16 protein-coding genes and 1 pseudogene are annotated in these 20356 nt (G+C 73.2%); 9 read left to right on the top strand and 8 right to left on the bottom strand.

Going from position 1 to position 20356, the window contains the following annotated elements:
• Positions 1-30: 30 nt before the first annotated feature.
• Genes ABD369_RS20045 through ABD369_RS20035 form a run of 3 tightly spaced genes read right to left on the bottom strand, consistent with a single transcriptional unit; the run spans position 31 to position 2346 of the window.
• Positions 31-591 (bottom strand): SUKH-4 family immunity protein, encoded by a 561-nt coding sequence (locus tag ABD369_RS20045; protein ID WP_344637827.1) that lies wholly within the window; start codon positions 589-591, stop codon positions 31-33.
• 31 nt (positions 592-622) lie between these two features.
• Positions 623-1624 carry a nucleic acid/nucleotide deaminase domain-containing protein gene (locus ABD369_RS20040; RefSeq protein ID WP_344637826.1) on the bottom strand — a complete coding sequence of 334 codons (1002 nt, stop codon included), beginning with the start codon at positions 1622-1624 and terminating at the stop codon, positions 623-625.
• On the bottom strand, positions 1621-2346 hold the full coding sequence (locus ABD369_RS20035) for a WXG100-like domain-containing protein (RefSeq protein ID WP_344637825.1): 726 nt from the start codon (positions 2344-2346) through the stop codon (positions 1621-1623). Before ABD369_RS20035 ends, ABD369_RS20040 begins: the two co-directional genes overlap by 4 nt.
• Before the next feature lie 306 nt (positions 2347-2652).
• On the opposite strand from ABD369_RS20035, the gene ABD369_RS20030 reads away from it, so the two are divergent.
• On the top strand, positions 2653-3426 hold the full coding sequence (locus ABD369_RS20030) for an MHYT domain-containing protein (RefSeq protein WP_344637824.1): 774 nt from the start codon (positions 2653-2655) through the stop codon (positions 3424-3426).
• A gap of 95 nt (positions 3427-3521) precedes the next feature.
• On the opposite strand, the gene ABD369_RS20025 is transcribed toward ABD369_RS20030, so the two are convergent.
• Positions 3522-5216 (bottom strand): hydrogenase maturation protein, encoded by a 1695-nt coding sequence (locus ABD369_RS20025; RefSeq protein ID WP_344637823.1) that lies wholly within the window; start codon positions 5214-5216, stop codon positions 3522-3524.
• 422 nt (positions 5217-5638) lie between these two features.
• Between ABD369_RS20025 and ABD369_RS20015 the strand changes: the two are divergent.
• Positions 5639-6116: pseudogene (locus ABD369_RS20015) on the top strand (NUDIX domain-containing protein).
• Between the two features lie 123 nt (positions 6117-6239).
• Here ABD369_RS20015 and ABD369_RS20010 read toward each other — a convergent pair.
• Complete coding sequence (locus ABD369_RS20010; RefSeq protein WP_344637821.1) at positions 6240-7700, bottom strand: NCS2 family permease; 1461 nt, start codon at positions 7698-7700, stop codon at positions 6240-6242.
• A 370-nt stretch (positions 7701-8070) separates the two neighbouring features.
• On the opposite strand from ABD369_RS20010, the gene ABD369_RS20005 reads away from it, so the two are divergent.
• The 3 genes from ABD369_RS20005 (at position 8071) to ABD369_RS19995 (ending at position 11182) form a co-directional block, all read left to right on the top strand.
• Positions 8071-8343, top strand: coding sequence for a DUF2530 domain-containing protein (locus ABD369_RS20005; RefSeq protein ID WP_344637820.1), 273 nt, complete (start codon positions 8071-8073; stop codon positions 8341-8343).
• A gap of 51 nt (positions 8344-8394) precedes the next feature.
• Complete coding sequence (locus tag ABD369_RS20000) at positions 8395-10851, top strand: HAD-IC family P-type ATPase (protein WP_344637819.1); 2457 nt, start codon at positions 8395-8397, stop codon at positions 10849-10851.
• Positions 10852-10942: 91 nt separating this feature from the next.
• Entirely contained in the window at positions 10943-11182 is a 240-nt protein-coding gene (locus tag ABD369_RS19995) for a hypothetical protein (protein ID WP_344637818.1), read from the top strand.
• Here ABD369_RS19995 and ABD369_RS19990 read toward each other — a convergent pair.
• Together ABD369_RS19990 and ABD369_RS19985 are read right to left on the bottom strand one after the other, a co-directional pair.
• Positions 11146-14439 carry a sacsin N-terminal ATP-binding-like domain-containing protein gene (locus tag ABD369_RS19990; RefSeq protein WP_425557679.1) on the bottom strand — a complete coding sequence of 1098 codons (3294 nt, stop codon included), beginning with the start codon at positions 14437-14439 and terminating at the stop codon, positions 11146-11148. The genes ABD369_RS19995 and ABD369_RS19990 overlap by 37 nt on opposite strands.
• A gap of 263 nt (positions 14440-14702) precedes the next feature.
• Positions 14703-15584: a DUF3027 domain-containing protein gene (locus ABD369_RS19985; protein WP_344637879.1), complete on the bottom strand. Its 882-nt coding sequence runs from the start codon at positions 15582-15584 to the stop codon at positions 14703-14705.
• Positions 15585-16222: 638 nt separating this feature from the next.
• Between ABD369_RS19985 and ABD369_RS19980 the strand changes: the two genes are divergently transcribed.
• From ABD369_RS19980 to ABD369_RS19965, 4 genes are all read left to right on the top strand, one after another.
• Positions 16223-17575 carry an MFS transporter gene (locus tag ABD369_RS19980; RefSeq protein WP_425557685.1) on the top strand — a complete coding sequence of 451 codons (1353 nt, stop codon included), beginning with the start codon at positions 16223-16225 and terminating at the stop codon, positions 17573-17575.
• A gap of 146 nt (positions 17576-17721) precedes the next feature.
• Positions 17722-18258, top strand: coding sequence for a hypothetical protein (locus ABD369_RS19975; RefSeq protein WP_344637817.1), 537 nt, complete (start codon positions 17722-17724; stop codon positions 18256-18258).
• A gap of 8 nt (positions 18259-18266) precedes the next feature.
• Positions 18267-19013, top strand: a complete 747-nt coding sequence (locus tag ABD369_RS19970) for a futalosine hydrolase (RefSeq protein WP_344637816.1) — start codon at positions 18267-18269, stop codon at positions 19011-19013.
• Positions 19006-19848: a 1,4-dihydroxy-6-naphtoate synthase gene (locus ABD369_RS19965; RefSeq protein ID WP_344637815.1), complete on the top strand. Its 843-nt coding sequence runs from the start codon at positions 19006-19008 to the stop codon at positions 19846-19848. The genes ABD369_RS19970 and ABD369_RS19965 overlap by 8 nt, the downstream gene beginning before the upstream one ends.
• A gap of 82 nt (positions 19849-19930) precedes the next feature.
• Here the strand turns inward: ABD369_RS19965 and ABD369_RS19960 are convergent, their stop codons facing one another.
• Positions 19931-20314 (bottom strand): cold-shock protein, encoded by a 384-nt coding sequence (locus ABD369_RS19960; protein WP_344637814.1) that lies wholly within the window; start codon positions 20312-20314, stop codon positions 19931-19933.
• Between the last annotated feature and the right edge of the window lie 42 nt (positions 20315-20356).

Raw genomic sequence — 20356 nt, 5'->3', positions numbered from 1 at the left:
CACCGGTGCGGGCCCTTCCCGGGGCGGGCGTCAGAGCATCGGGTGGTCCTCCAGGTACATCTCCCAGAAGTGTGCTCCGCTCTCGAACGGCAGGCGGTCCCAGGCGGTCGCGTCCTCACGGATGATCTCCTCGACGTCCGCCCAGTCATTGGGGTCCGGGTCCTCCTCGGGGCCCGGCCGCTCCGCGGCGACCTTGTACACCAGGTAGCTCAGCGAGGACAGGTCCTGGTGGATCAGCTCGTACTCGGTCTCCGAGTCCGGATCGGACACCCAGATCGTGCCGTCGGAGAGCCGGACGAAGACGTACCCCTTGTACAGCTCGCCCAGCTGCTGGAGCTTCCCGTGCGGAGTGTCGACCGGTCCGGGCGCGAGCGGCTCGACGAGGGCCCAGTCCGGGTACGCCGGGTCGCCTTCGGCCAGGTCGGCGAGGAGCCGGAAGAGCCCGCCCGAGTGCGGGATCCCGAACTCGGCGGCGAAGCGCGCGGCGTCCTCGTCCGGGAAGATCCGCGCGGCGGCGTCCGGCCGCAGCCTGAGCAGACCGCCCGCCGGTGTCTCCTCCGCGATCGCCTGCCAGTCGATCCGTACCAGCACCTGTCACTCCTCCCGATCCACCGCGTCGACTCTACTGTCCCTTGCGGGCCCGCTTCGCGGGCCGCTCGGCCCGCCTGGCGTCGGCGGCCGCCTTGTCCTTCGCGCCCTGGTCGTCGAAGTCGTGCTTCCCCATCGTGCCACCGTAGTTGCCGGCGTCGTGGTCGTCCTTGAGCTGCTTGACGTAGGCCCTGTGGGCCCAGTCCCGGTCCTTCTGGGGGATGCTGTTGTTGTACTCGACGCCGTGGGAGACCGAGAGGTCGGAGTTGTGCGGCTCGAAGTGCCTGGCCAGCCAGCGTTCGCAGTTCGCGTTCTTCTGGCAGGGCGCCCGTTCCGTGTAGAGCTCCTTGACGTTCTGCTCCTTGCCGCCGAGCAGGGGCTTTCCGATCGACCGCTCGGAGTGGCTGCGGAGGTCACCGCTCCGGCCCACCACGATGAACTCGCCGTCCTTGTCCTTGTACCGGAGCGCCGCGTAGTTCTTGCCCTTGTAGTCGGACTCGCCCCGCCGGGCCTCCTCCACGGCCCGCGAGAGCTCGGTCGGATCGTCGATCTTGTCGCTGTGTACCTTCTCGCCGGGCTTCTTCGGGTCCTTCTGGGCGTGGTACTTCTTCTCCATGTCCTTCGCGGACGGGTCCTTGACCTTGCCGCTCGAGGAGTCGAGGAGGGTGTGGACACCGGACTTGTCCTTCGGGTCCAGGTCCACCAGCTTGCCGCCCCGGATCTCCTGGACCCTGCCGTCGTCATGGACGAAGTACTTCTTGCGTCCGCCGCCGTCACCGCCTCCACCGCCGCGCGAGCCGCTCGGCCCGGCGGGCTCGTGAGGCGCGCGGGGCCCGTTCTTCGGCTCGCCGTCCAGCATCCGCTTCAGGTCGCCGGCGTGCTTGGCGTCGGCCTCGCGGGTGTTGTGGGCGACCTTCTTCAGGTTGTCCCCGGTCGAGTGGTAGAAGTCCTTGACCGCCTTGCCGGCGTCGTCGGCCAGCGTCTTGCCGAGCTTCTCCGCCCCGTGCTCCAGGGCCTTGGTCACCTGGTTGGTCACTCGAAGCTCACTCCCGCGATCCGCGACTGGAAGGTCTGGGCGTGCCCCGCCACCGTCTCCGCGTGGTCGTGCATCATCCGCGCGTGCTCCTCCACCGCCGCCGGGTCGATCCGGAAGCCGGAACCGCCCGCGCCGCCGCCGGAGATCCCGAGGGCCGACCCGGCGGCCTGGAACACCAACCCGCTGACCGCCCGCCCCACCACCTCGACCAGCGGATCGATGGCGGCCTCGATCACCTGGCCGATGATGTACTGCTCCAGCTGCTGCTCCAGGTAGTTGACCAGCTTCCGGGCGGCCGCCTCGATCGCGACCACCGCCGCCTCGGCCAGCCCGAAGGTGGCCACCGCAGCCGCCTGGTCGGCCACGAACGCCGCGGCCATCAACACCAGTTCGGCGATCGTCTCGACCTTCATCGCCACGATCACCTCGGCCGCCGCGTCCAGCGCCGTGGCCACCACATGACAGGCCTGCACCAGCTCGTCCATGTGGCTGCCGGACAACTGCACCCACTTGGCCAGCAGCGCCTCGTACGAAGCCCCCTGGTACGCCTCGCCCAGCCGCTGGATCGTCGCCGTCGAATCCCGGTGCGCCGAGTCGATGCTGTCCGCGAACTCCCGCACGTGCGAGGCGAACTCACGGACCTTGTCCTCGTTCACCGTCGGCCAGTTGATGCCGATGAACGACAGGAAAGAAACCACCTCGCCAGGCAGTTCGATGGCCATGACGCCCCCTCGCCCCGACAGCTCTCCCGCAGTCGGATCGTAGTCCAACTTCCGTGTCATCAAGAAGGCCACGGTGAACGGCGGTCGCCGCGACACCGCTCCTCCCCGGCGCCTCCATCTCACGGAGCAAGCCTGGGAATCCGGTGGAGCTTCCCGCGCCACTCGTGCGTTGATCGTGAAGTACCCGTACTGACCTGGGAGTTCACCGAAACCACGGATCTTGCCCACATCCCGGGGCATGGCTACTGTGCCTCGCTGTCAGGAACACAGCACCGGCATGAACCCCCCCCCATCCAGGGAGTCCTTTTGGGTCACATCCACCATGCGGTCTACGGCTGGCTGACACCGGCAGTCTCGTACGCCGTCGCCTGCATCGGCTCCCTGCTGGCACTGCGCAGCACCCGCTGGGCCCTGCTCACCAGGGGCCGGACCAAGCGCAACTGGCTGACGTTCGCCTCGTTCTCACTGGGCCTCGGCATCTGGAGCATGCACTTCATCGCCATGCTCGGCTTCACCGTCTCGGGCGTCGAGATCCGCTACGACGTACCGCTGACGGCGCTCAGCCTGCTCGTGGCGGTCGCGGTGGTCGGCGCGGGCATCTTCACCATCGGCTACAGCAGGCGGCCGCTCGGCGCCGTGCTCGTGGGCGGCGTGTTCACCGGCCTCGGGGTCGCGGCGATGCACTACCTGGGCATGGCCGCGATGCGGCTGCCGGGCTCGCTCTCGTACACCCCCGTCACGGTCGGGGCCTCGGTCGCCATCGCGGTCCTCGCGGCCACCGCCGCGCTCTGGGCCGCGCTGAACATCCAGGGCACGCTCGCCGTGGCCGGCGCCGCCCCGGTGATGGGCGTGGCGGTCTGCGCGATGCACTACACCGGCATGGCGGCGGTCTCGGTGCACCTCGACCCGGGCGAGGGCTCCGCAGCCAGCGGCATGGTCGCCCTGGAGTTCATCTTCCCGCTCGCCGTCGGCCTCGGCACGTACGTCTTCGCCAGCGCCCTCGCCTTCGCCGTCGCCCCCAGCAAGACCGCGCGGCGCCCGCCCGTCCTCACCGGCCGGGCCGCCCCGCTCCGCCGATAGCGCGGTACGGCTTCCGCGCCGGTGAACGGCGGCGCGGGAGGACAGCGCCGGGGTGCGGGGCCGCTCGTCGCAGCCCCGCACCCCGGTGGGAGTCCTCAGCCCCTCAGGTGCTCCGGCGTCGCCGCCGGGCACACCTTGTGCACGAAGGCGCGCCGCAGCGCGTGGTACGGCTCCCCGGGGCCCCTGAAGTTGCGCCGCATCTCGGCCAGCTCCTCCTCCCGGTAGGCCGCGAGCGGCTTCGCCGCCTCGTCCTCGGCCCGCCGCCGCTTCTTCTCCAGCAGCCGCGCCGCCAACCCCGGTGCCGCCGCCAGTGCTTCGGCCCGCCGTACCGTCCAGGACCGGAACTCCGCCGCGCTGCCGGACTTCGTCCGGTCCACCAGGCCGAGCAGCCGGGCCTGCCGGGCGCCGACCGGCAGCGCCGCCGTGGTCAGCCGGGCCGCCCACTCGGGGCCGACCCGGCGCGGCAGGGTGTACGTCCAGTACTCGGAGCCGTGCAGGCCCATCAGCCGGTAGTGCGGGTTGAGCACCGCCGACTCCCGGCACCACACCTCGTCCGCCGCGATCGCCAGCATCAGACCGCCGGCCGCCGCGTTCCCGGCCAGGGACGCGACCGTGAGCTTGTCCTCGGTGGTGAGGATCGCCTCGACCAGGTCGTCCATGGCGTTGATGTTCTGCCAGGACTCCTCGGCGGGGTCGGCCGCGGCCTCGATCACGTTCAGATGGATGCCGTTGGAGAAGAAGTCCCGGGCCGGGCCGAGCACCAGGACCGAGGTCGGACGCTCCACCGCCTCGCGGTACGCGGCCAGCAGCCGCCGGCACTGCCCGGTGCTCATCGCGCCGCCGGGGAAGGTGAATTCGAGGTAGCCGACCCTCCCCTCCTCCCGGTAGCGGATCTGTGACCAGGTGTCCTTCCGCCAGGCCGCCGCCACCGGAGAGATCGGCGAGTGCGGTACGTCCGCCACCAGGTCGCCGAGTGCCTGGACGGCCGGCAGCTTGTAGGTCGCCGGCCCGTCGGGAGCGCGCCGCGGGCGCAGTTGCGGGATCCAGACCGCGCCGTCCACGGTGGCGCGGCAGATCGCGCCGTCCCGGGTGGCGATCACCGAACCGGGCACGCCCCGGAGTTCGTCCTCGGCGTGCCCGCCGTGCAGGAAGAACTCGCGTCCGTACAGCTCGTCCAGCACACCCGGCTGCGAGTCGGCGGAGCGCAGCTTGCGCAGCACCGTGGCGGTGTCGTCCGCCGCCCAGTCGATCCGCCTGAACTCCTGCTTGTGGTACGGGCGGAGCCGACCCTGCACGTCCCAGCGCCCGTAGTCCAGCGGCTCGGGCGCCGGCCACCCGCTCTCGAAGCGGTCCACCGCCAGCAGGACCGCCTCCAGGGCCGCGTCGGCGACCTCGTTCCGGTACAACTCGCTCTTGCCGCACGGCGGTACGGGGTACGGAACCGAGGCCCAGATCGGACCCGCGTCCATCTCGGCGACCGCCTGCAGCACCGTGACGCCCCACTCGGACGCGCCCTCGTGGATCGCCCAGTCCAGCGAGGACGGGCCGCGGTCCCCCTTGGGGCCGGGGTGCACGATCAGCACGGTGTGCCGCGACCAGATGTCCTCCGGTATCGCCCGGGTGAGCATCGGCGCCAGGATCAGATCGGGCCGGAAGCGGGCCACGCCGGCCCGTACCGGCTCGTCCCCGAGGGCGAGTTCGACGCCGACGTGGTGGCCCCGCTCCCGCAGTTCGGTGTGGACGCGTTGGGTGAGGCTGTTGAACGCGCTGGCGATCAGCAGGATGCGCAAGGTGCCCTCCGACAGTGTTGTCAGCAGTGCTGTGTAATCCCCCGGATCTGTCCGTCCCTCGGGCCGCACAGGCCCCGACGACGGTACGCACCTCGCGACTTCACGTCACCGGGGCGTGCAGCACCAGACACCCGCCCGACCCCGGGCCGCGGGCCATCCAACCATGGCCATGCCACACAAACAGCCGTGATCGTCTCAACTCCCCAACCCCTCACGGTGTTCGCACAAACACGCGACCAGGCGCCCGATCGCCCTACAGAACGTTGACTTCCTCCTTGCCCTAAGGGGCGAGGATGCCGGCTGTGCGTACCGTGCGGGGACTTCGCCCCGCACTGGTGTGCGTCGCCGGTGGTTGGCGCTTCACGGACCGCCTCATGGCAAGGTCTCCACGCCCTGACACCGCACGCCCTGCGGCGTCGAGGATGTTCTTCGCGGCGTTCACATCGGCGTGGTCCCGATGCCGACAGGCGGTGCACCCGAAGTCCGCTTGGCTCTCACGGTTCTTCGGGTCCACGTGCCCGGCCAAGTTCGCGCCAGGCATGTGGGACCTTCCGGTCGGCAAGAGCGAACCCGGCGAGCCCATCACGTAGACGGCCGTCCACGAGCTGAAGGAGGAGACCGGCCTCGTCGTCACTCCCGAGAACCTGCGCCTGGTCCACGGGCCGAGGAGTAGAGGCACCCCACGGCTTCCCGACCGTCGTCTTCGCCGCCCACTCGTGGTCAGACGAACTGACGAACGGGGAGCCCGAGAAGCGCTCAGAGGTCGCTTGGGTAAGCGCCGCCGCCATTCCCCAGGAGTTCGTGTCCACCACGAGGGTGGCCATGCTCAGCTACCTCGGCAACGGCCCCAGTGTCTCCCTCGACTCGTGGCAGGGTGGATCACTGGCACCGGCATGGTGATCTCCCGCCTCGGCGGCCGTGTGGGCGCTGTTCCAAATTCAAGGGCCCCGGGAACGCGGCGAGCCCTCCCTCCGGAGCGACCCGGCGGGAGGGCTCTAAACCACGCCAGGGCGCGGACTCGCGTCAGCTGAGGCCGAACGCCGGCATCAGGTAGTAGAAGGCGAAGACACCCGCGACCGCGTACAGCGCCACCGGCACCGACCGGCCGCGACCGGCGGCCAGGCGCAGGACGCAGAAGGTGATGAAGCCGAAGCCGATGCCGTTGGTGATCGAGTACGTGAACGGCATCATCACCATGGTCAGGAAGGCCGGGACGGCGATGGTGTAGTCGCTCCAGTCGATCTCCCGGACGGAGTTCGCCAGGATCAGGAAGCCGACCGTGACCAGTGCGGGGGTGGCCGCCTGGGCGGGGACCATGGTGGCCAGCGGGGTCAGGAACAGGGCGCCCAGGAAGAGCCCGCCGGTGACGATCGAGGCGAAGCCGGTACGGGCTCCCTCGCCGACGCCCGCGGTGGACTCCACGAAGCAGGTGTTGGCCGAGGAGGAGGTGGCGCCGCCGAGGGCGGTGGCCACACCGTCGATCATCAGCACCTTGTTGATGCCGGGCAGGTCGCCCTTCTCGTCCAGCAGGTGCGCCTCGTCCGCGACGCCCAGGATCGTGCCCATCGCGTCGAAGAAGCAGGACATCAGCACGGTGAAGACGAAGAGCACACCGGTCAGCACGCCGACCTTGTGGAAGCCGCCGAACAGGCTGACCTTGCCGACCAGGCCGAAGTCGGGCGCGGCGACCGGGTTGCCGGGCCAGGCGGGGACGGTGAGGCCCCAGTGCAGGGCGGGGATGGTCGCCAGCTTGTCGACGATCACCGCGACCAGCGTCATGGTGACGATGGAGATCAGGATGGCGCCGGGCACCTTGCGGACCACCAGGACCAGGGTGAGCAGCAGCCCCAGGATGAAGACCAGTACCGGCCAGCCGTTGAGGTGGCCGTTGCCGCCGAGCTGGAGCGGGACAGTGGTGTGGGCGGCGTCCGGGATCCGGCTGACGAAGCCGGAGTCGACCAGGCCGACCAGGCCGATGAACAGACCGATACCGATCGCGATGGCCTTCCGCAGCCCGAGCGGCACCGCGCTCATCACCCGCTCGCGCAGGCCGGTGGCGACCAGCAGCATGATCGCGAAACCGGCCAGCACCACCATGCCCATGGCGTCGGCCCAGGTCATCTTGGGCGCGAGCTGGAGGGAGACGATGGTGTTGACGCCCAGCCCGGCGGCCAGCCCGATCGGCACATTGCCGATGACACCCATCAGCAGGGTGGTGACACCGGCGGTGAGGGCGGTCGCCGTGACCAGCTGGCCGCTGTTCAGGTGGGCGCCGGTCACGTCCGTGCCGCTGGCGAGGATGATCGGGTTCAGCACCAGGATGTAGGCCATGGTGAAGAAGGTGGCGATACCGCCGCGCACCTCACGCGGGAGGCTGGAGCCCCGTTCGGAGATCCGGAAGAAGCGGTCCAGGGGGCCCTTGGGGGAGAGGGCGTCCTGGGGAGGCTCGGGCGACGTGGCGGTCGGCTGGGCCAGCGGAGACATACGGGAGGTCCTCGTCGGGTGGGGGCGGAGGAGGAGGGGAAACCCGGAGCGACGGTGGCCGGGTTCCGGGAGCACCGAGCGGTCAAGCCAACACGCCGGAGCCAACCGGAACCTCAAGTATGTGTGCCTCGGTCGTGCACTCGCCATCTTCGCGCGTAGAAGGCATCCCTTACGATCACCTGCCGTATGACGACCGATCACCCCGGGCCAACCGCGGGCGGGTCGACCCCACGAGAGCCCGGCCGGCCACGCGAAGACCGACCGCTCGGGCACCCGGCCGACCGAGGGACCGGGAGCGAGCCGGCCGGGCCCCGGAGATCCCGGCGGCCATCCGAGCCGCCGGCCCCGTCGCCCCCGTACTCTTGGGGCCATGCCCAAGACCCCGCTGCGCCCCTCTCCCCCGCCGCTCGAAGCGAACGACGTCGCGATCGTCGGCGGCGGCACGGTGCTGTGGTTCGTCGCCTTCGTGGTGCTGCTGCCGTTCCACAGCACGCTGGCGCGGAACGGGCACGGCAACTGGCAGTGGATCTGCCTGGCCGGCGGCTGCCTCGGCCTGATCGGCCTCTGGTACTGCCGCGCCCGCCGGGACGCCATCAGGCGCAGCAAGGCGGCCGCCGAGCCCCCCACCCCTCGGTTGGACTGAATCGCCTCGCAGCGGGCGCACCGGAGAAAGCGCCCGCCTACAGTCGGTCCCATGACGCACCCGGCTGAAGAGACGGCGGACGCCGGCCGCGGTCCGGCGAACCCGGGCGCCCGTTCCCCGGGGGCCGGCCCCGGCCGCCGGAGCGGGCTGAGTGCGGCAGAGGTCGCCGAACGGGTCGCGCGCGGCCAGGTCAACGACGTACCGGTCCGCTCCAGCCGCTCGGTCGGCGAGATCGTCCGGGCCAATGTGTTCACCCGGTTCAACGCGATCATCGGCGTCATGTTCGGGATCATCCTGGTGGTCGGACCGATCCAGGACGGGCTGTTCGGCCTGGTGATCGTCGCCAACACCGGCATCGGCATCATCCAGGAGCTGCGCGCCAAGAGGACCCTGGACGGCCTGGCACTGATCGGCGAGGCCAGGCCGCAGGTCCGCCGGGACGGCTCGGTCCAGCAGATCGCGGTGGCCTCGATCGTGCTGGACGACACCGTGCTGCTCGGCACCGGCGACAAGGTGGTCGTGGACGGCCTGGTCACCGAGGCGGACGGGCTGGAGATCGACGAGTCCCTGCTCACCGGCGAGCCCGATCCCGTGCTCAAGCACCCGGGCGCGGTGGTGATGTCCGGCAGCTTCGTGGTCGCCGGCGCGGGCGCCTTCACGGCCACCAAGGTCGGCCGCCAGGCGTACGCGGCCCAGCTGGCCGAGGAGGCGACCCGGTTCACCCTGGTCCGCTCGGAGCTGCGCAGCGGCATCGACAGCATCCTGCGGTTCATCACCTACCTGCTGGTCCCGGCGGCCATCGGCCTGATCGTCAGCCAGCTGGCGGTGGAGCGGCACGACTGGCGGGAGGCCGTCCGCCGAATGGTGGCCGGCATCGTGCCGATGGTGCCCGAGGGCCTGGTGCTGCTGACCTCGGTGGCCTTTGCGATCGGCGTGGTGCGGCTGGGGCAGAAGAAGTGCCTGGTGCAGGAGCTGCCGGCGATCGAGGGGCTGGCCCGGGTGGACACCGTCTGCCTGGACAAGACCGGCACCCTTACCGAGGGCGGGATGGACGTGGTCGAGCTGCGCCCGCTCGCGCCGGCCGCGCAGCCGGCCCGGCCCGTTCCCGCCGAACCGGCCGTACTGCGGCGGGCACTCGGTGCGATGGGCCGGGCGGACGCCCGCCCCAACCCGTCCATGCAGGCCGTGATCGACGCCTACGGCGGCCCCGACGGCGAGGACGGTTGGCGGGTACTGGAGGCCGTGCCGTTCTCCTCCGCCCGCAAGTGGAGCGGGGTGCAGTTCCTGGAGCCGCAGGGCGGCGAGGCCAGCTGGCTGCTCGGCGCGCCCGACGTCCTGCTGCCCGGGGACCACCCGGCCCTGGGCGAGGTGGACGAACTGGGCGCCAGGGGCCTGCGGGTGCTGCTGCTCGGCCGCTCACCGCTCCCGCTGGACGCGCCGGACCCGGCCGGCCAGCTGGACCCGCTCGCCCTGGTGGTGCTGCAGCAGCGGCTGCGCGAGGACGCGTCCGCCACCCTGCGGTACTTCGAGAGCCAGCGGGTCGAGGCGAAGGTGATCTCCGGCGACAGCGCGGTCTCGGTCGGTGCGGTCGCCTCCCACCTGGGCCTGCCGGGCGCCGAGCACCCGGTGGACGCCCGTACCCTGCCGAGCGGGACCGCCGAGCTGGCCGAGGTCGCCGACCGGACCGCCGTCTTCGGCCGGGTGACCCCGCAGCAGAAGCGCGAGCTGGTCGGAGCGCTCCAGTCGCGCGGCCGCACGGTGGCGATGACCGGCGACGGTGTCAACGACGTGCTCGCCCTCAAGGACGCCGACATCGGCGTGGCGATGGGCTCGGGCAGCGAGGCGACCCGGGCGGTGGCCCAGATCGTGCTGCTCGACGACCGCTTCGCCACCCTGCCCGCGGTGGTCGCCGAGGGCAGGCGGGTGATCGGCAACATCGAACGGGTGGCCGGTCTGTTCCTGGTGAAGACGGTCTACTCGGTGCTGCTGGCCGTCCTGGTGGTGATCTGCCACGTGCCGTACCCGTTCCTGCCCCGGCACTCGACCGTGCTGAGCTCGCTGACCATCGGCGTCCCGGCCTTCTTCCTGGCGCTCGCCCCCAACACCGAGCGGGCCAGGACGGGGTTCGTCCGGCGGGTGCTGCGGCTCGCCGTGCCGGGTGGCGTGATCGCCGGTACGGCCACCTTCACGGCGTACATGCTCGCCCGGGCCGACCACGCGACCGGCCTGGAAGCCGACACCAGCGTGGCCACCCTGACCCTCTTCCTGGTGGCGATGTGGGTGCTCGCACTGGTGGCCCGGCCGTACACCCCGTGGCGCCTGGCCCTGACCGGTGCCATGGGCACGGCGTTCGCCCTGGTCCTGTGGGTCCCGTCGCTGTCGCGCTTCTTCGAACTCTCGCTGGTCGGCCTGCGCGATCCCCTCGTCGGGGTGGGCATCGCCGTGCTCGCCGGGATCCTCCTGGAGATCGTCTGGCGCTTCGTCGTCCGCCGGACCGAGGAGAGCTGATCCGAGGAGGGCTGCCCCGAGGCCGCCGGATCCGGGGGCGCTCGGCATGGTCGCCGTCCAGCGGGGAAGGGTCCCGTCGGGAGGGGGCGCAATGGCGGATCGGGACGGGGAGTTGGAGGCGTTCATCGCCTTCTGCGGCGGGCTGGCGGTCACTCTGCTGGTGCTACTGGCCCTCTGGCTGGTGGCCGGCGGGTCGTCGACCACCGAGCCGGGGTGGTGGCTGCCGACGGCCGGCACCGCCGGGCTCGGGGCCACGGTACTGACGTACCGCAGGCTCCGGGCCCGGCGCACGGCTCAGGACTCGAAGTCCCGGGCGGCAAGCAGCTCGTAGGCCCGGTCGGGCTCGGTGAGCGCGGCCAGGATCTCGAACCTCCGGTGCCACTGGCCGACCGACCAGGCGAGCCCGGCGGCCAGGCCCTCGGGGGTGGCCGCGTGCAGCAGTCCGGGCACCGGCGGCACCTCGAACTCGTCCTCCTCGTCGGCGGCTTCGACGTCCTCGGGGTCGTACGGAAGCTCGGGCGCGGTGGCGGCGGTGTCCCAGCGCCAGCCGATCGCGGCCTCCTCGCCGTCCGGGCCGACCACCAGCAGCTCCTCGTGCTCCTCGTACACGGCGGGGCAGCCGGGCAGCAGTTCCCGCACCACGGCGGGGGTCCGGTGCAGGGTGCCCTCGGAGAGCACCCTGCCGCCCGCGACCTCACTGGCCAGCGAGACGTGCAGCCGTTCGGCGAGTTCGGCGGCCCGCTCGGGCGCGACCGGCAGCACCGGGTGGTCGTGCAGCAGCTCGACCAGGTCGGGGGCGTCGGCGACGACCGCCTCGGCGGCGTCCACGACCACCGTGCCGTCGGGCCGGCGGCCGGCGCCCTCGTCCAGCGGAGGAACGGCCCTCACCTCGTCCAGCGACTCGATCCGGTCTGCCGGAAGCGCCGCCAACGCGCTGTAGATGCCGTGCAGTTGGCGGTGCGAGACGCCCGCCGCCGGATCGACCAGGCGGTCCAGCAGCTCGTCCGGGCCGTGCGGCTCGGCGAGCAGCGCGGCCAGTGTGGTGCGGACGCCCAGCGCGTGCAGGAAGGGCTCGTCCAGGTCGGTGCGGGCCTCCTCGTAGAGGCCGCGCAGCAGCGGATCGGCCCCGGCCGCGCGCAGCCCGGCGGGCTCCCGGCCGCCGAGCACCGGGTGGTCGCGCAGCCACCAGGCGGTGTACGGCGGCAGGTCGGTGTACGAGCCGTCCGGGAGCAGGGTGCGCACCGGGTTGACCACCGCGTCGCGGTACGGCGGGCGGGCCAGCAGGGCCAGCGCCTCGGGCCAGGCGTCGTCGTCGATCAGGTCCAGGTCGCGCACCGCCAGCAGCTCGGCGGCGACCGGCGGTACGCCCAACTCGCCGTCGTCGTCCGCGTGCAGGGCCTCCAGGGCGTCCTCGCACCACTCGGTGAGGCCGTCGGGCGCCTCGTCCAGCAGGCCGGTGGGACGCCCGCCGGCGGCGCGGTCGGCGGGTGCGGTGGGATCGAGCCGCTCCAGGTCGTCCGGGTCGAGCACCACGTCCTCGGCGCGGACCAGCACGAAGGTGTTCAACACCCCTGCCGCGGCCAGGACTTCGGCACCCCAGCGCTCCAGCAGGTCCTCGTCCACGTACCCGGCGTCATCCTCGCGGGCGAGCGCGGCGAGCGGGCTGTCGGGCAGGATCAGCTCACCGGCGCGGGTGAGTTCGCCCTCGTCGTCCATCAGCGCGAGCCGGGCCAGCCAGGGGTGCTCGCCCGAAGTGGCCCCGGCGGCCTTGACCAGCGCCAGCACGGCGTCGGCGAGGTCGACGGCGGCGTCGAAGTCGTCCTCGCCGAGCTCCAGCGAACGCGCCACGGCCGCCCGCACCTCGGGGGTGTCCAGGATCCCGGCCGGAGTCGCGGTGCCCGCGCCGAGCTTGGCCAGCAGCGGGTGGGCGGCGTCGGGGTGGGCCAGGCGCAGGTCGAGCAGCCCCAGCGCCTCGGCGAGGGTCTCCGGGTAACCCTCGTAGCCGGCCCAGTCGGCGGCGTCGGAGGGCAGCAGGACCCGCCGCGGACCGGTGACGGTGCGGCCGTCGGCGAGCGGCACCGGCAGCGCGCCGAGCGCCTCCGGGTCGGCCCCGGCCAGCGCCGCGTACAGGTTGCGCCACCAGGCGGGCTCCCGCTCCAGTCCGCCGAGTTGGTCGACCACCTCGGCCAGCGGCACCCGGCGCACGCCCAGCACCCGCAGCTCGGTGCGGCGTTCGAGCCCGGCCGGGAGCAGCCCGGGGAAGATCGGGGCGAGCGCCTCGACCACCGAGTGGTCCGCGCCCTCCAGAAGCGTCGCGTCCCGCGGCCGGAGCGCGGGCGTGCCCTCCTCCACCGGCGCCGGGTGCGGCAGGAACGGCGTCCCGGGCAGGCGCTCGATGACCGCCGCGCGCACCGCGTTGTCGAGCGCGCCCTGCCCGAGCGGGCCCGGCACCAGTGAGAGCGAACCGAGGTCGGCGCCCCGGGCCCGCAGCAGTTCGACGTACGCGTCGGCGGCGCGCTCGGTCAGGAAGTCGGTGAGCGGACCGGGCGCGACGTGCCGCCGGGTGGGGTCGAGCGGGTACCCGGCGATCAGCAGGGCCGGTACGCCCAGGGGTTCGTCGCTCGGGGTGGGCGCGTGCACCACGGGCAGCGTGCGCGGCGCCTGCGGCGCGCCGTCCCCGGCGACGGGCACCGCCCAGGTCACCGTCCAGTACGGGCGGGCGCGTTCCTCGGTGGGCCGGTCGGCCAGCAGCTCGGGCGCGGTGGTCCCGGCGAGGGCGACGGTCTGCCAGACGGTCTCGGCACCGTTGTCGGTGATGGTGACGGTGGTGATGCCGTTCGGCCGCTGCGGCGCGGCGGTCCGGGTGAGCGTACGGGTCCCGTCCGGGGTCTCCACCACCACCTCGGCCAGGCCGGGCAGGGTGAGCAGCAGGGCGTCGTCGATCTCGGCGAGCAGACGGCGGGTGAGGTCCTCGGCGGCGGTGTCCCGCAGCGGCAGCACCACCACCGTGTCGTACCCGTCGGGCGCGGCGCCCTCGGCCGGGAACGGCAACCGCAGCAGCGGCACATGGCCCTCGCGGCGGCGCAGCTCCTCGGCCAGTTCCTCCCGCGCCTCGGTGAGCGCGTACGCCTCGGCCAGCGACCAGCGCACCCCGCCGTGGGCGCTCAGCACGGCGGGCTCGTCGGTGACCGCCAGCACGGCGGAGAAGCCGACACCGAACCGGCCCACCGTGGCACCGTCCTCGGCCCGCTTCGCCGAGGCGCGCAGGGTGGAGAGCGACTCCACCGCGGTGGCGTCCAGCGGCGCGCCCGTGTTGGCGGCGGCCAGCACACCGCCGCGCAGGGTCAGCCGCAGCCGCCCGGGAGCGGTGCCGGCCCGCGCGGCGGCGTCGGCGGCGTTCTGCGCCAACTCGACGATCAGCCGGTCGCGGTAGCCGCCGAGAGCCAGTTCCTCCTCCGCGTTGGCGTCCTCCCGGAACCGGGCAGGGGCGGCCGTCCACGCCTCCAGGACCCGACGGCGCAACCCGGTCGTGTCGAAGACGTCGGGGGCCTGCTCGTCCGTACCGCTGCCGATGATCCGAGGCTCCACTGGCCCTGCCGCCTTCCGCCGTCTCCACCCTGCCTGCGTACGGTGGGCATTCTCCCTCGCCCGGCCCGCTGCCACCGACCAGGGGTGAGGCAGGGCCGTTCGCGCACGGGGGAACAGCCCCGGGCGCGGGGGCCGGCGGGCACGTCAGGGCACGGGGAGCCGCGCGGACCGGAGACTCCCGGTACCGCGCCGGAGCCCACCGGGCCGGCTTCGCCGTGCGGAGGGCAGACGGCCCGGTCCACTCACCCAGCCCGCCCAAAGGCTCAGGAGTGACCCAGCTCCTCGGCCGGGGCGTCGGGCTCCACCGAGCCGCTGGAGCGGTCGGGGTGCAGGTGGAGCGGCTCCACCTTCAGCTCGTCCAGGATCAGCTCCGAGGGCACCGGCGGAGCCGGCAGCACCGCTGCCTCCGAGTGGCCCCCGCAGCCGTAGGAGAGTGAGACCACCTGGCCGTCCGCCGGACCGAACTCATTGCCGCAGATCCCGAACGCCTGCCCGAGCGACCCGCCGATCGGCACCAGGAAGCCGCAGCTGGAGCAGTGCGCCGGAGCGGACTGCGCCATCGGCGTCTGCGGACCGTACGCGGTCTCCCAGCGCTCGGCGGCCAGGTGCAGCCCGAACCGGGACAGCACTCGGGGCCGACCCATGCCGAGCTCCTCCGCGACGGCGCCGATCTGGGCGCGGGCGGGCGCGGGCTGGACGCCGGCGTCGGCGACCACCACGTCCTCCTCGGCGGCCAGTGCGACGGCGGAGTTGGGGGCGGGCTCGTCCTCGCCGGTCCAGCCCGGCTCCAGGCGCAGGTCCTCGGCGCCGGTCGGCAGCAGGTCCCCGGGCCCGAGGTCGCCGGGGCGCAGCCGCTCGCTCCACGGCACCCACTGCGGGGCGAGCACCGCGTCCTGGCCGGGCAGCAGTACGACCTCGTCCAGGGTGACGTTCTTGGCTCGCGGCGCGCGGGCCACGGTGATGGCCCAGTGCCAGCCGCGGTAGGCGGCGTCCAGGCACTCGAAGGTGTGGGTCACCACCCGGTCGGCGTCCGCCTGGGCACCGAGGTGGGCGCCCACGAGCTCGGCCCCGACGCTGTCGACGGCGGCCTGGCGGGCGAGTTCGACGGCCTCGGCACAGAGCCGGTCAGGGGTACGGCTTCGCATCGCAGCACTCACGGCGTCGATTCTCTCCCAGTTCTGTTGCCTGCGGTCCATGGCCGGCGGTCCAGTGCCGTCGGTCCCTTGCCAGCGTTCCGTCGCCCGCTCCGCGCGGTCGCCCGCTGCGGCCGTCCGTCGCGGTCGGACCCGAAGAGCTCTCCGGGAAGTGCTCCCGAAAGAAGGCTCCGAGAACCTCCACCGGACCGTGCCACGGGTTCCGGCCCCGCTGGGTACCGTGCTCCCATTCTGCGCGACCCGGAACCCTCATGGAGACCGGCCGCGCCGCCCACCGGGTTGCGCACACGCGAAGTGCAGGCTACCCGCCGGTCGGCCCCCTTCGACAGTCCGGTGCCGACGTCCCGGCGGAGCCGCGCCGATCGGCACCGGTTCCCTCGTGCGGTGAGGGTTCGTCGGGCAGGATGACGTACGTGGCGGACGAGACCCCGTCGCGGCACGCACTGCACGGCCAGCGGGCAGGACTCCCCCCGGAGCCGGCCGACGTGCCGCGACCGCAGCAGCTGGTCCCCCCGGGCGGCGCCGCGCCGCAGTCGGAGGGCGGCTCCGCCCCGCCCGCGACGGCTCCGGGGCCCGAGCCCTCCGGCGCCGGGGACGACCTCTTCACGGCCCCCGGCGGACGCCGCAACCTGCTGCTCCGCGGGGCCTGTGCCGCCGGGCTGCGCACCGGCAGGCTGGTGCACTACACCGGCCGGCGGATCCGCCGCGCGACCGCCGCCGAGGGCGCGGGCGAGTCGGGGCTGGCGAAGCTGATCGAACTGCACGCGCTGAACTCCTTCGGCGACATGATGATCACCGTCGCGCTGGCCTCGACCATCTTCTTCTCGGTCCCGACCGGCGAGGCCCGCGGCCGGGTGGCGCTCTACCTGCTGATCACCATGGCCCCCTTCGCCCTGCTGGCCCCGGTGATCGGCCCGCTGCTGGACCGGATGCCGCACGGACGCCGCTCCGCGATGGCGATGTCGATGCTGGTCCGCGCGGTACTGGCGTGGAGCATGGCCGGCACGGTCACCGACGGCGGCCTCGCGCTCTATCCGGAGGCCCTCGGCGTGCTGGTGGCCTCCAAGGCGTACGGGGTGGTCCGCAGCGTGGTGGTGCCCCGGCTGCTGCCGACCCGGCTGTCCCTGGTGAAGGCGAACTCCCGGGTCACCCTGGCCGGGCTGCTGGCCACCGGACTCGCGGCCGGCCTCGGCGGACTGCTGCACCTGCTCGGGCCCGGCTGGCCGCTGCGCGGAGCCTTCCTGGCCTTCGTCATCGGCACCCTGATGGCCTTCCACCTGCCGCACAAGGTGGATTCCGCCAAGGGCGAGCAGCGGGCCGTGCTGCACGCCGACGAGCAGTACCCGGCCCTGCCCGACGGGAGCACCGTGATGCCGGAGAAGGCGACCCTGCGCACCGTCGGCCCGTCGGTGATCCTCGCCCTGCGCGTGGTGGCGACGCTGCGCGCCCTGGTCGGCTTCCTGGTGATGTTCCTGGCCTTCCTGCTGCGCGAGGACCCGGTGGGCGACCTGCCGCCGACGGTCAGCCTCGGCATCGTCGCGGCCGCGGCCGGCACGGGCAACGCGCTCGGCTCGGTGCTCGGTTCCTGGCTGCGCACCAGGGGCTCGGAGGCCACCGCGACGGTGATGCTGCTGCTGGCCACCCTGGCCGCGGGAGCGGCGGCGCTCTGGTACGGGCTCGCCACGGTCGCCGTGGTGGCGGGCGCGGCCGGGGTGGCCGCCTCGCTCGGCAAGCTGGCCCTGGACGCCCTGATCCAGCGGGACGTCCCCGAGGCGGTCAGGACCTCGGCCTTCGCCCGCTCCGAGACGCTGCTCCAGCTGTCCTGGGTGGCGGGCGGCGCGGTCGGCATCCTGCTGCCGCTGGACGGCGCGCTCGGCCTCTCGGTGGCCGCGGCACTGGTCGGCCTGGTGCTGCTGTGGACCGTACGGGCCCTGCTCAGGGTCGGCCTCCGCGGCCCGGCGGCCCGGCCCCGGGTCGCCTGAGCCCCCGGGGCCGCGTGCCCCCGGAAGATGCGCCGGCCGACACCCCGGCGGGTTCCCGTGCGTCGAGCCGGTCCGGATGACACGGGCGGCGGAGACTTGCCCACCCGGGCGCACCTTGATCGGCACTGCCCGGTAGATTCGTGCCCATGAGCCTCAGCACCCGTGTCATCGCCGCCGTCGGCGCCGTTGTCGTGATCGGCGCCGGCACGGTCGCCGGTTCCGTCGCGTACGCCAGCGGTAAGGGCCAGCCCGAGCACCCGCTGGCCACCCTGGTGGTCGGCCGGTCCTCCATCCACGCCGGACCGACCTGCTACAACGACGGCAAGCCGCTCAACAAGGACGCCATCACCAAGTGCCAGGCCGACGCCAAGAAGGCCGGTGACGAGGGCACCCTGCCCACCTCGGACGTGACCAGCACCGACCGGATCGGGGTCGGTGTGGACCCGAGCGTCTCCGACACCGGCTGGTGGGCCGCGACCGACGGCGGCCAGGGCCAGGCCCAGATCGCGTCGCTGCGCACCAGCTCCACCTTCTCCGGTATGCAGCCCGCCTCCGCGCTGCTCTCCACCAGCTCGGAGAACACCCGGGTCACCGTGGTCGAGAACGACGCGAAGACCGGCGACATCATCGCCGCCTGGTTCTTCGACCTCAAGAACAAGGACTTCGTCCCGACCGCGCAGTGACGCGGCGAGTGACGCGTCCGTACGACGACGAGCAACCGGAGGCGCAGGCCGCCCGGCTGCTCGTCGTCACCGCCGTACCCGCCGAGGCCGAGGCCGTGCTGCGCGGGCTCGGCAGCGACGCCACCCGGCTCGTCGTCCCCGGCGGTGAACTGCACCGCGCCCGGCACGCCTGCGGCGTTGCGGTGGACGTGCTGGCCGGCGGTGTCGGCCCGGCCGCGGCGGCCGCCGCGACGGCGAGCCTGCCCTGGCTGCACCGCTACGAACTGGTGGTCTCGGCCGGCATCGCGGGCGGCTTCGCCCCGCACGCGCCGATCGGGTCCGTGGTGGTCGCCGACGAGATCCTGGCCGCCGACCTGGGCGCGCAGACCCCCGACGGCTTCCTGGACGTCGCCGAGCTGGGCTTCGGCAGCGTGCGCCACACACCGGCCCCCGCCGCCGTCCGCCGCGCCGCCGGAGCGCTGGGCGCCGCGCACGGCACCGTACTGACCGTCTCCACGGTCACCGGCAGCGCCGAGCGGGCCGCCGAGCTGGCCGCCCGCCATCCGCGGGCGCTGGCCGAGGCGATGGAGGGCTTCGGGGTCGCCGAGGCCGCCGCCCGGCACGGGGTGCCGGTGTTCGAACTGCGGACCGTCTCCAACGCCGTCGGCCCGCGCGACCGCTCCGCCTGGCGGATCGGCGACGCGCTCGCCGCGCTGGAGCGGGCCTTCGCCCACCTGCCGTACCCGGAACTGCTCCAGGAGGTCGGACATGGCTGAGCCGCTGCGGATCGCCTACTCCCCCTGCCCGAACGACACCTTCGTCTTCCACGCCTGGGCCCACGGTCTGGTCCCCGGCGCGGCGGCCCCCGAGGTGACCTTCGCGGACATCGACATCACCAACGGCCTCGCCGAGCGCGGCGAACTGGACGTACTGAAGATCAGCTACGGCCAACTGCCCTGGGTGCTGGACGAGTACGCGCTGCTGCCCTGCGGCGGCGCGCTGGGCCGGGGCTGCGGCCCGCTGGTGCTCACCCGCGAACCGGGCGCGGAGCTGACGGGACGCCGGGTCGCGGTGCCGAGCGAGCGCTCCACGGCCTACCTGCTGTTCCGGCTCTGGGCCGCCAAGGCGGTGCCGGGCGGCTTCGGGGAGATCGTGGTGCTGCCGTTCCACGAGATCATGCCCGCCGTCCGGGACGGGCGGGTGGACGCCGGCCTGGTGATCCACGAGGCTCGGTTCACCTACCAGCAGTACGGCCTGCACAAGCTGGCCGACATGGGCGAGGCCTGGGAGCGGGACACCGGCCTGCCGATCCCGCTGGGCGCGATCGTCGCCCGGCGCTCGCTCGGCGCCGAGCGGCTGCGCGAGCTGGCCGGGACGATCCGCACGTCGGTCGAGCTGGCCTGGCAGGACCCGTCGGCGTCCCGCCCGTACGTGCTGGCGCACGCCCAGGAGATGGACCCGGACGTCGCCGACCAGCACATCGCGCTCTACGTCAACGAGTTCACCGCCGACCTCGGCGAGGCCGGCTACGCGGCCGTGCGCGGCCTGCTCACCCGGGCCGCCGCCGAGGGACTGGTACCGGAGGTCGACCCGGAGGCGCTGGCCTTCTGACGCCCGGCAGGGCCGCGGGCCCGAAGGGCGCGAGGAGCCGCCGGTCCGGCGAGCTCCCCGCGCCCCGAAGCGGCCGGCCCGCTCAGACGTCGAACTGGTCGGCGACCGCCCGCAGCAGCACCGCGAGCTTCTGCCCCGCGGGCTTCGCGGGGTACCGGCCGCGCTGCAGCCCGGGCAGCACCGCGTCCAGCGTGGTGATCAGATCCTGCACGATCGGCGCCATGTCGTCCGCGCTGCGGCGCTGGGCGGCGGCCACCGAGGGCAGCGCCTCCAGCAGGGTGACGGCCATCGCCTGGTCGCCCCGGTGACCGGCGGCGATACCGAACTCGACCCGCTGACCTGGCCGGAGCGAGGTGACCCCGGCGGGCAGCGCCTTGGTGTGGACGAAGACCTCCCCGCCGTCGTCGCGCGACAGGAAGCCGTAACCCTTCGTCTCGTTGAACCACTTGACCTGGCCGGTGGGCATCTCGAAAAGTCCTCGGTGTAGGTGCGGGGCGATCTCGGCGCG

The organism is Kitasatospora cystarginea, assembly GCF_039533515.1.
Classification (GTDB): domain Bacteria; phylum Actinomycetota; class Actinomycetes; order Streptomycetales; family Streptomycetaceae; genus Kitasatospora; species Kitasatospora cystarginea.
Note: the sequence above shows the minus strand (reverse complement) of the source record. Positions and strands in the feature narration are given on the sequence as shown.

Bases quoted from the DNA above. Each gene is read 5' to 3' on its own strand.
- ABD369_RS19960 (WP_344637814.1), bottom strand. From the start codon at position 20,314: ATGCCCACCGGCCAGGTCAAGTGGTTCAACGAGACGAAGGGTTACGGC.
- ABD369_RS19985 (WP_344637879.1), bottom strand. From the start codon at position 15,584: ATGCGAAGCCGTACCCCTGACCGGCTCTGTGCCGAGGCCGTCGAACTC.
- ABD369_RS20000 (WP_344637819.1), top strand. From the start codon at position 8,395: ATGACGCACCCGGCTGAAGAGACGGCGGACGCCGGCCGCGGTCCGGCG.
- ABD369_RS19995 (WP_344637818.1), top strand. From the start codon at position 10,943: ATGGCGGATCGGGACGGGGAGTTGGAGGCGTTCATCGCCTTCTGCGGC.
- ABD369_RS19965 (WP_344637815.1), top strand. From the start codon at position 19,006: ATGGCTGAGCCGCTGCGGATCGCCTACTCCCCCTGCCCGAACGACACC.
- ABD369_RS20035 (WP_344637825.1), bottom strand. From the start codon at position 2,346: ATGGCCATCGAACTGCCTGGCGAGGTGGTTTCTTTCCTGTCGTTCATC.
- ABD369_RS19975 (WP_344637817.1), top strand. From the start codon at position 17,722: ATGAGCCTCAGCACCCGTGTCATCGCCGCCGTCGGCGCCGTTGTCGTG.
- ABD369_RS20010 (WP_344637821.1), bottom strand. From the start codon at position 7,700: ATGTCTCCGCTGGCCCAGCCGACCGCCACGTCGCCCGAGCCTCCCCAG.
- ABD369_RS20005 (WP_344637820.1), top strand. From the start codon at position 8,071: ATGCCCAAGACCCCGCTGCGCCCCTCTCCCCCGCCGCTCGAAGCGAAC.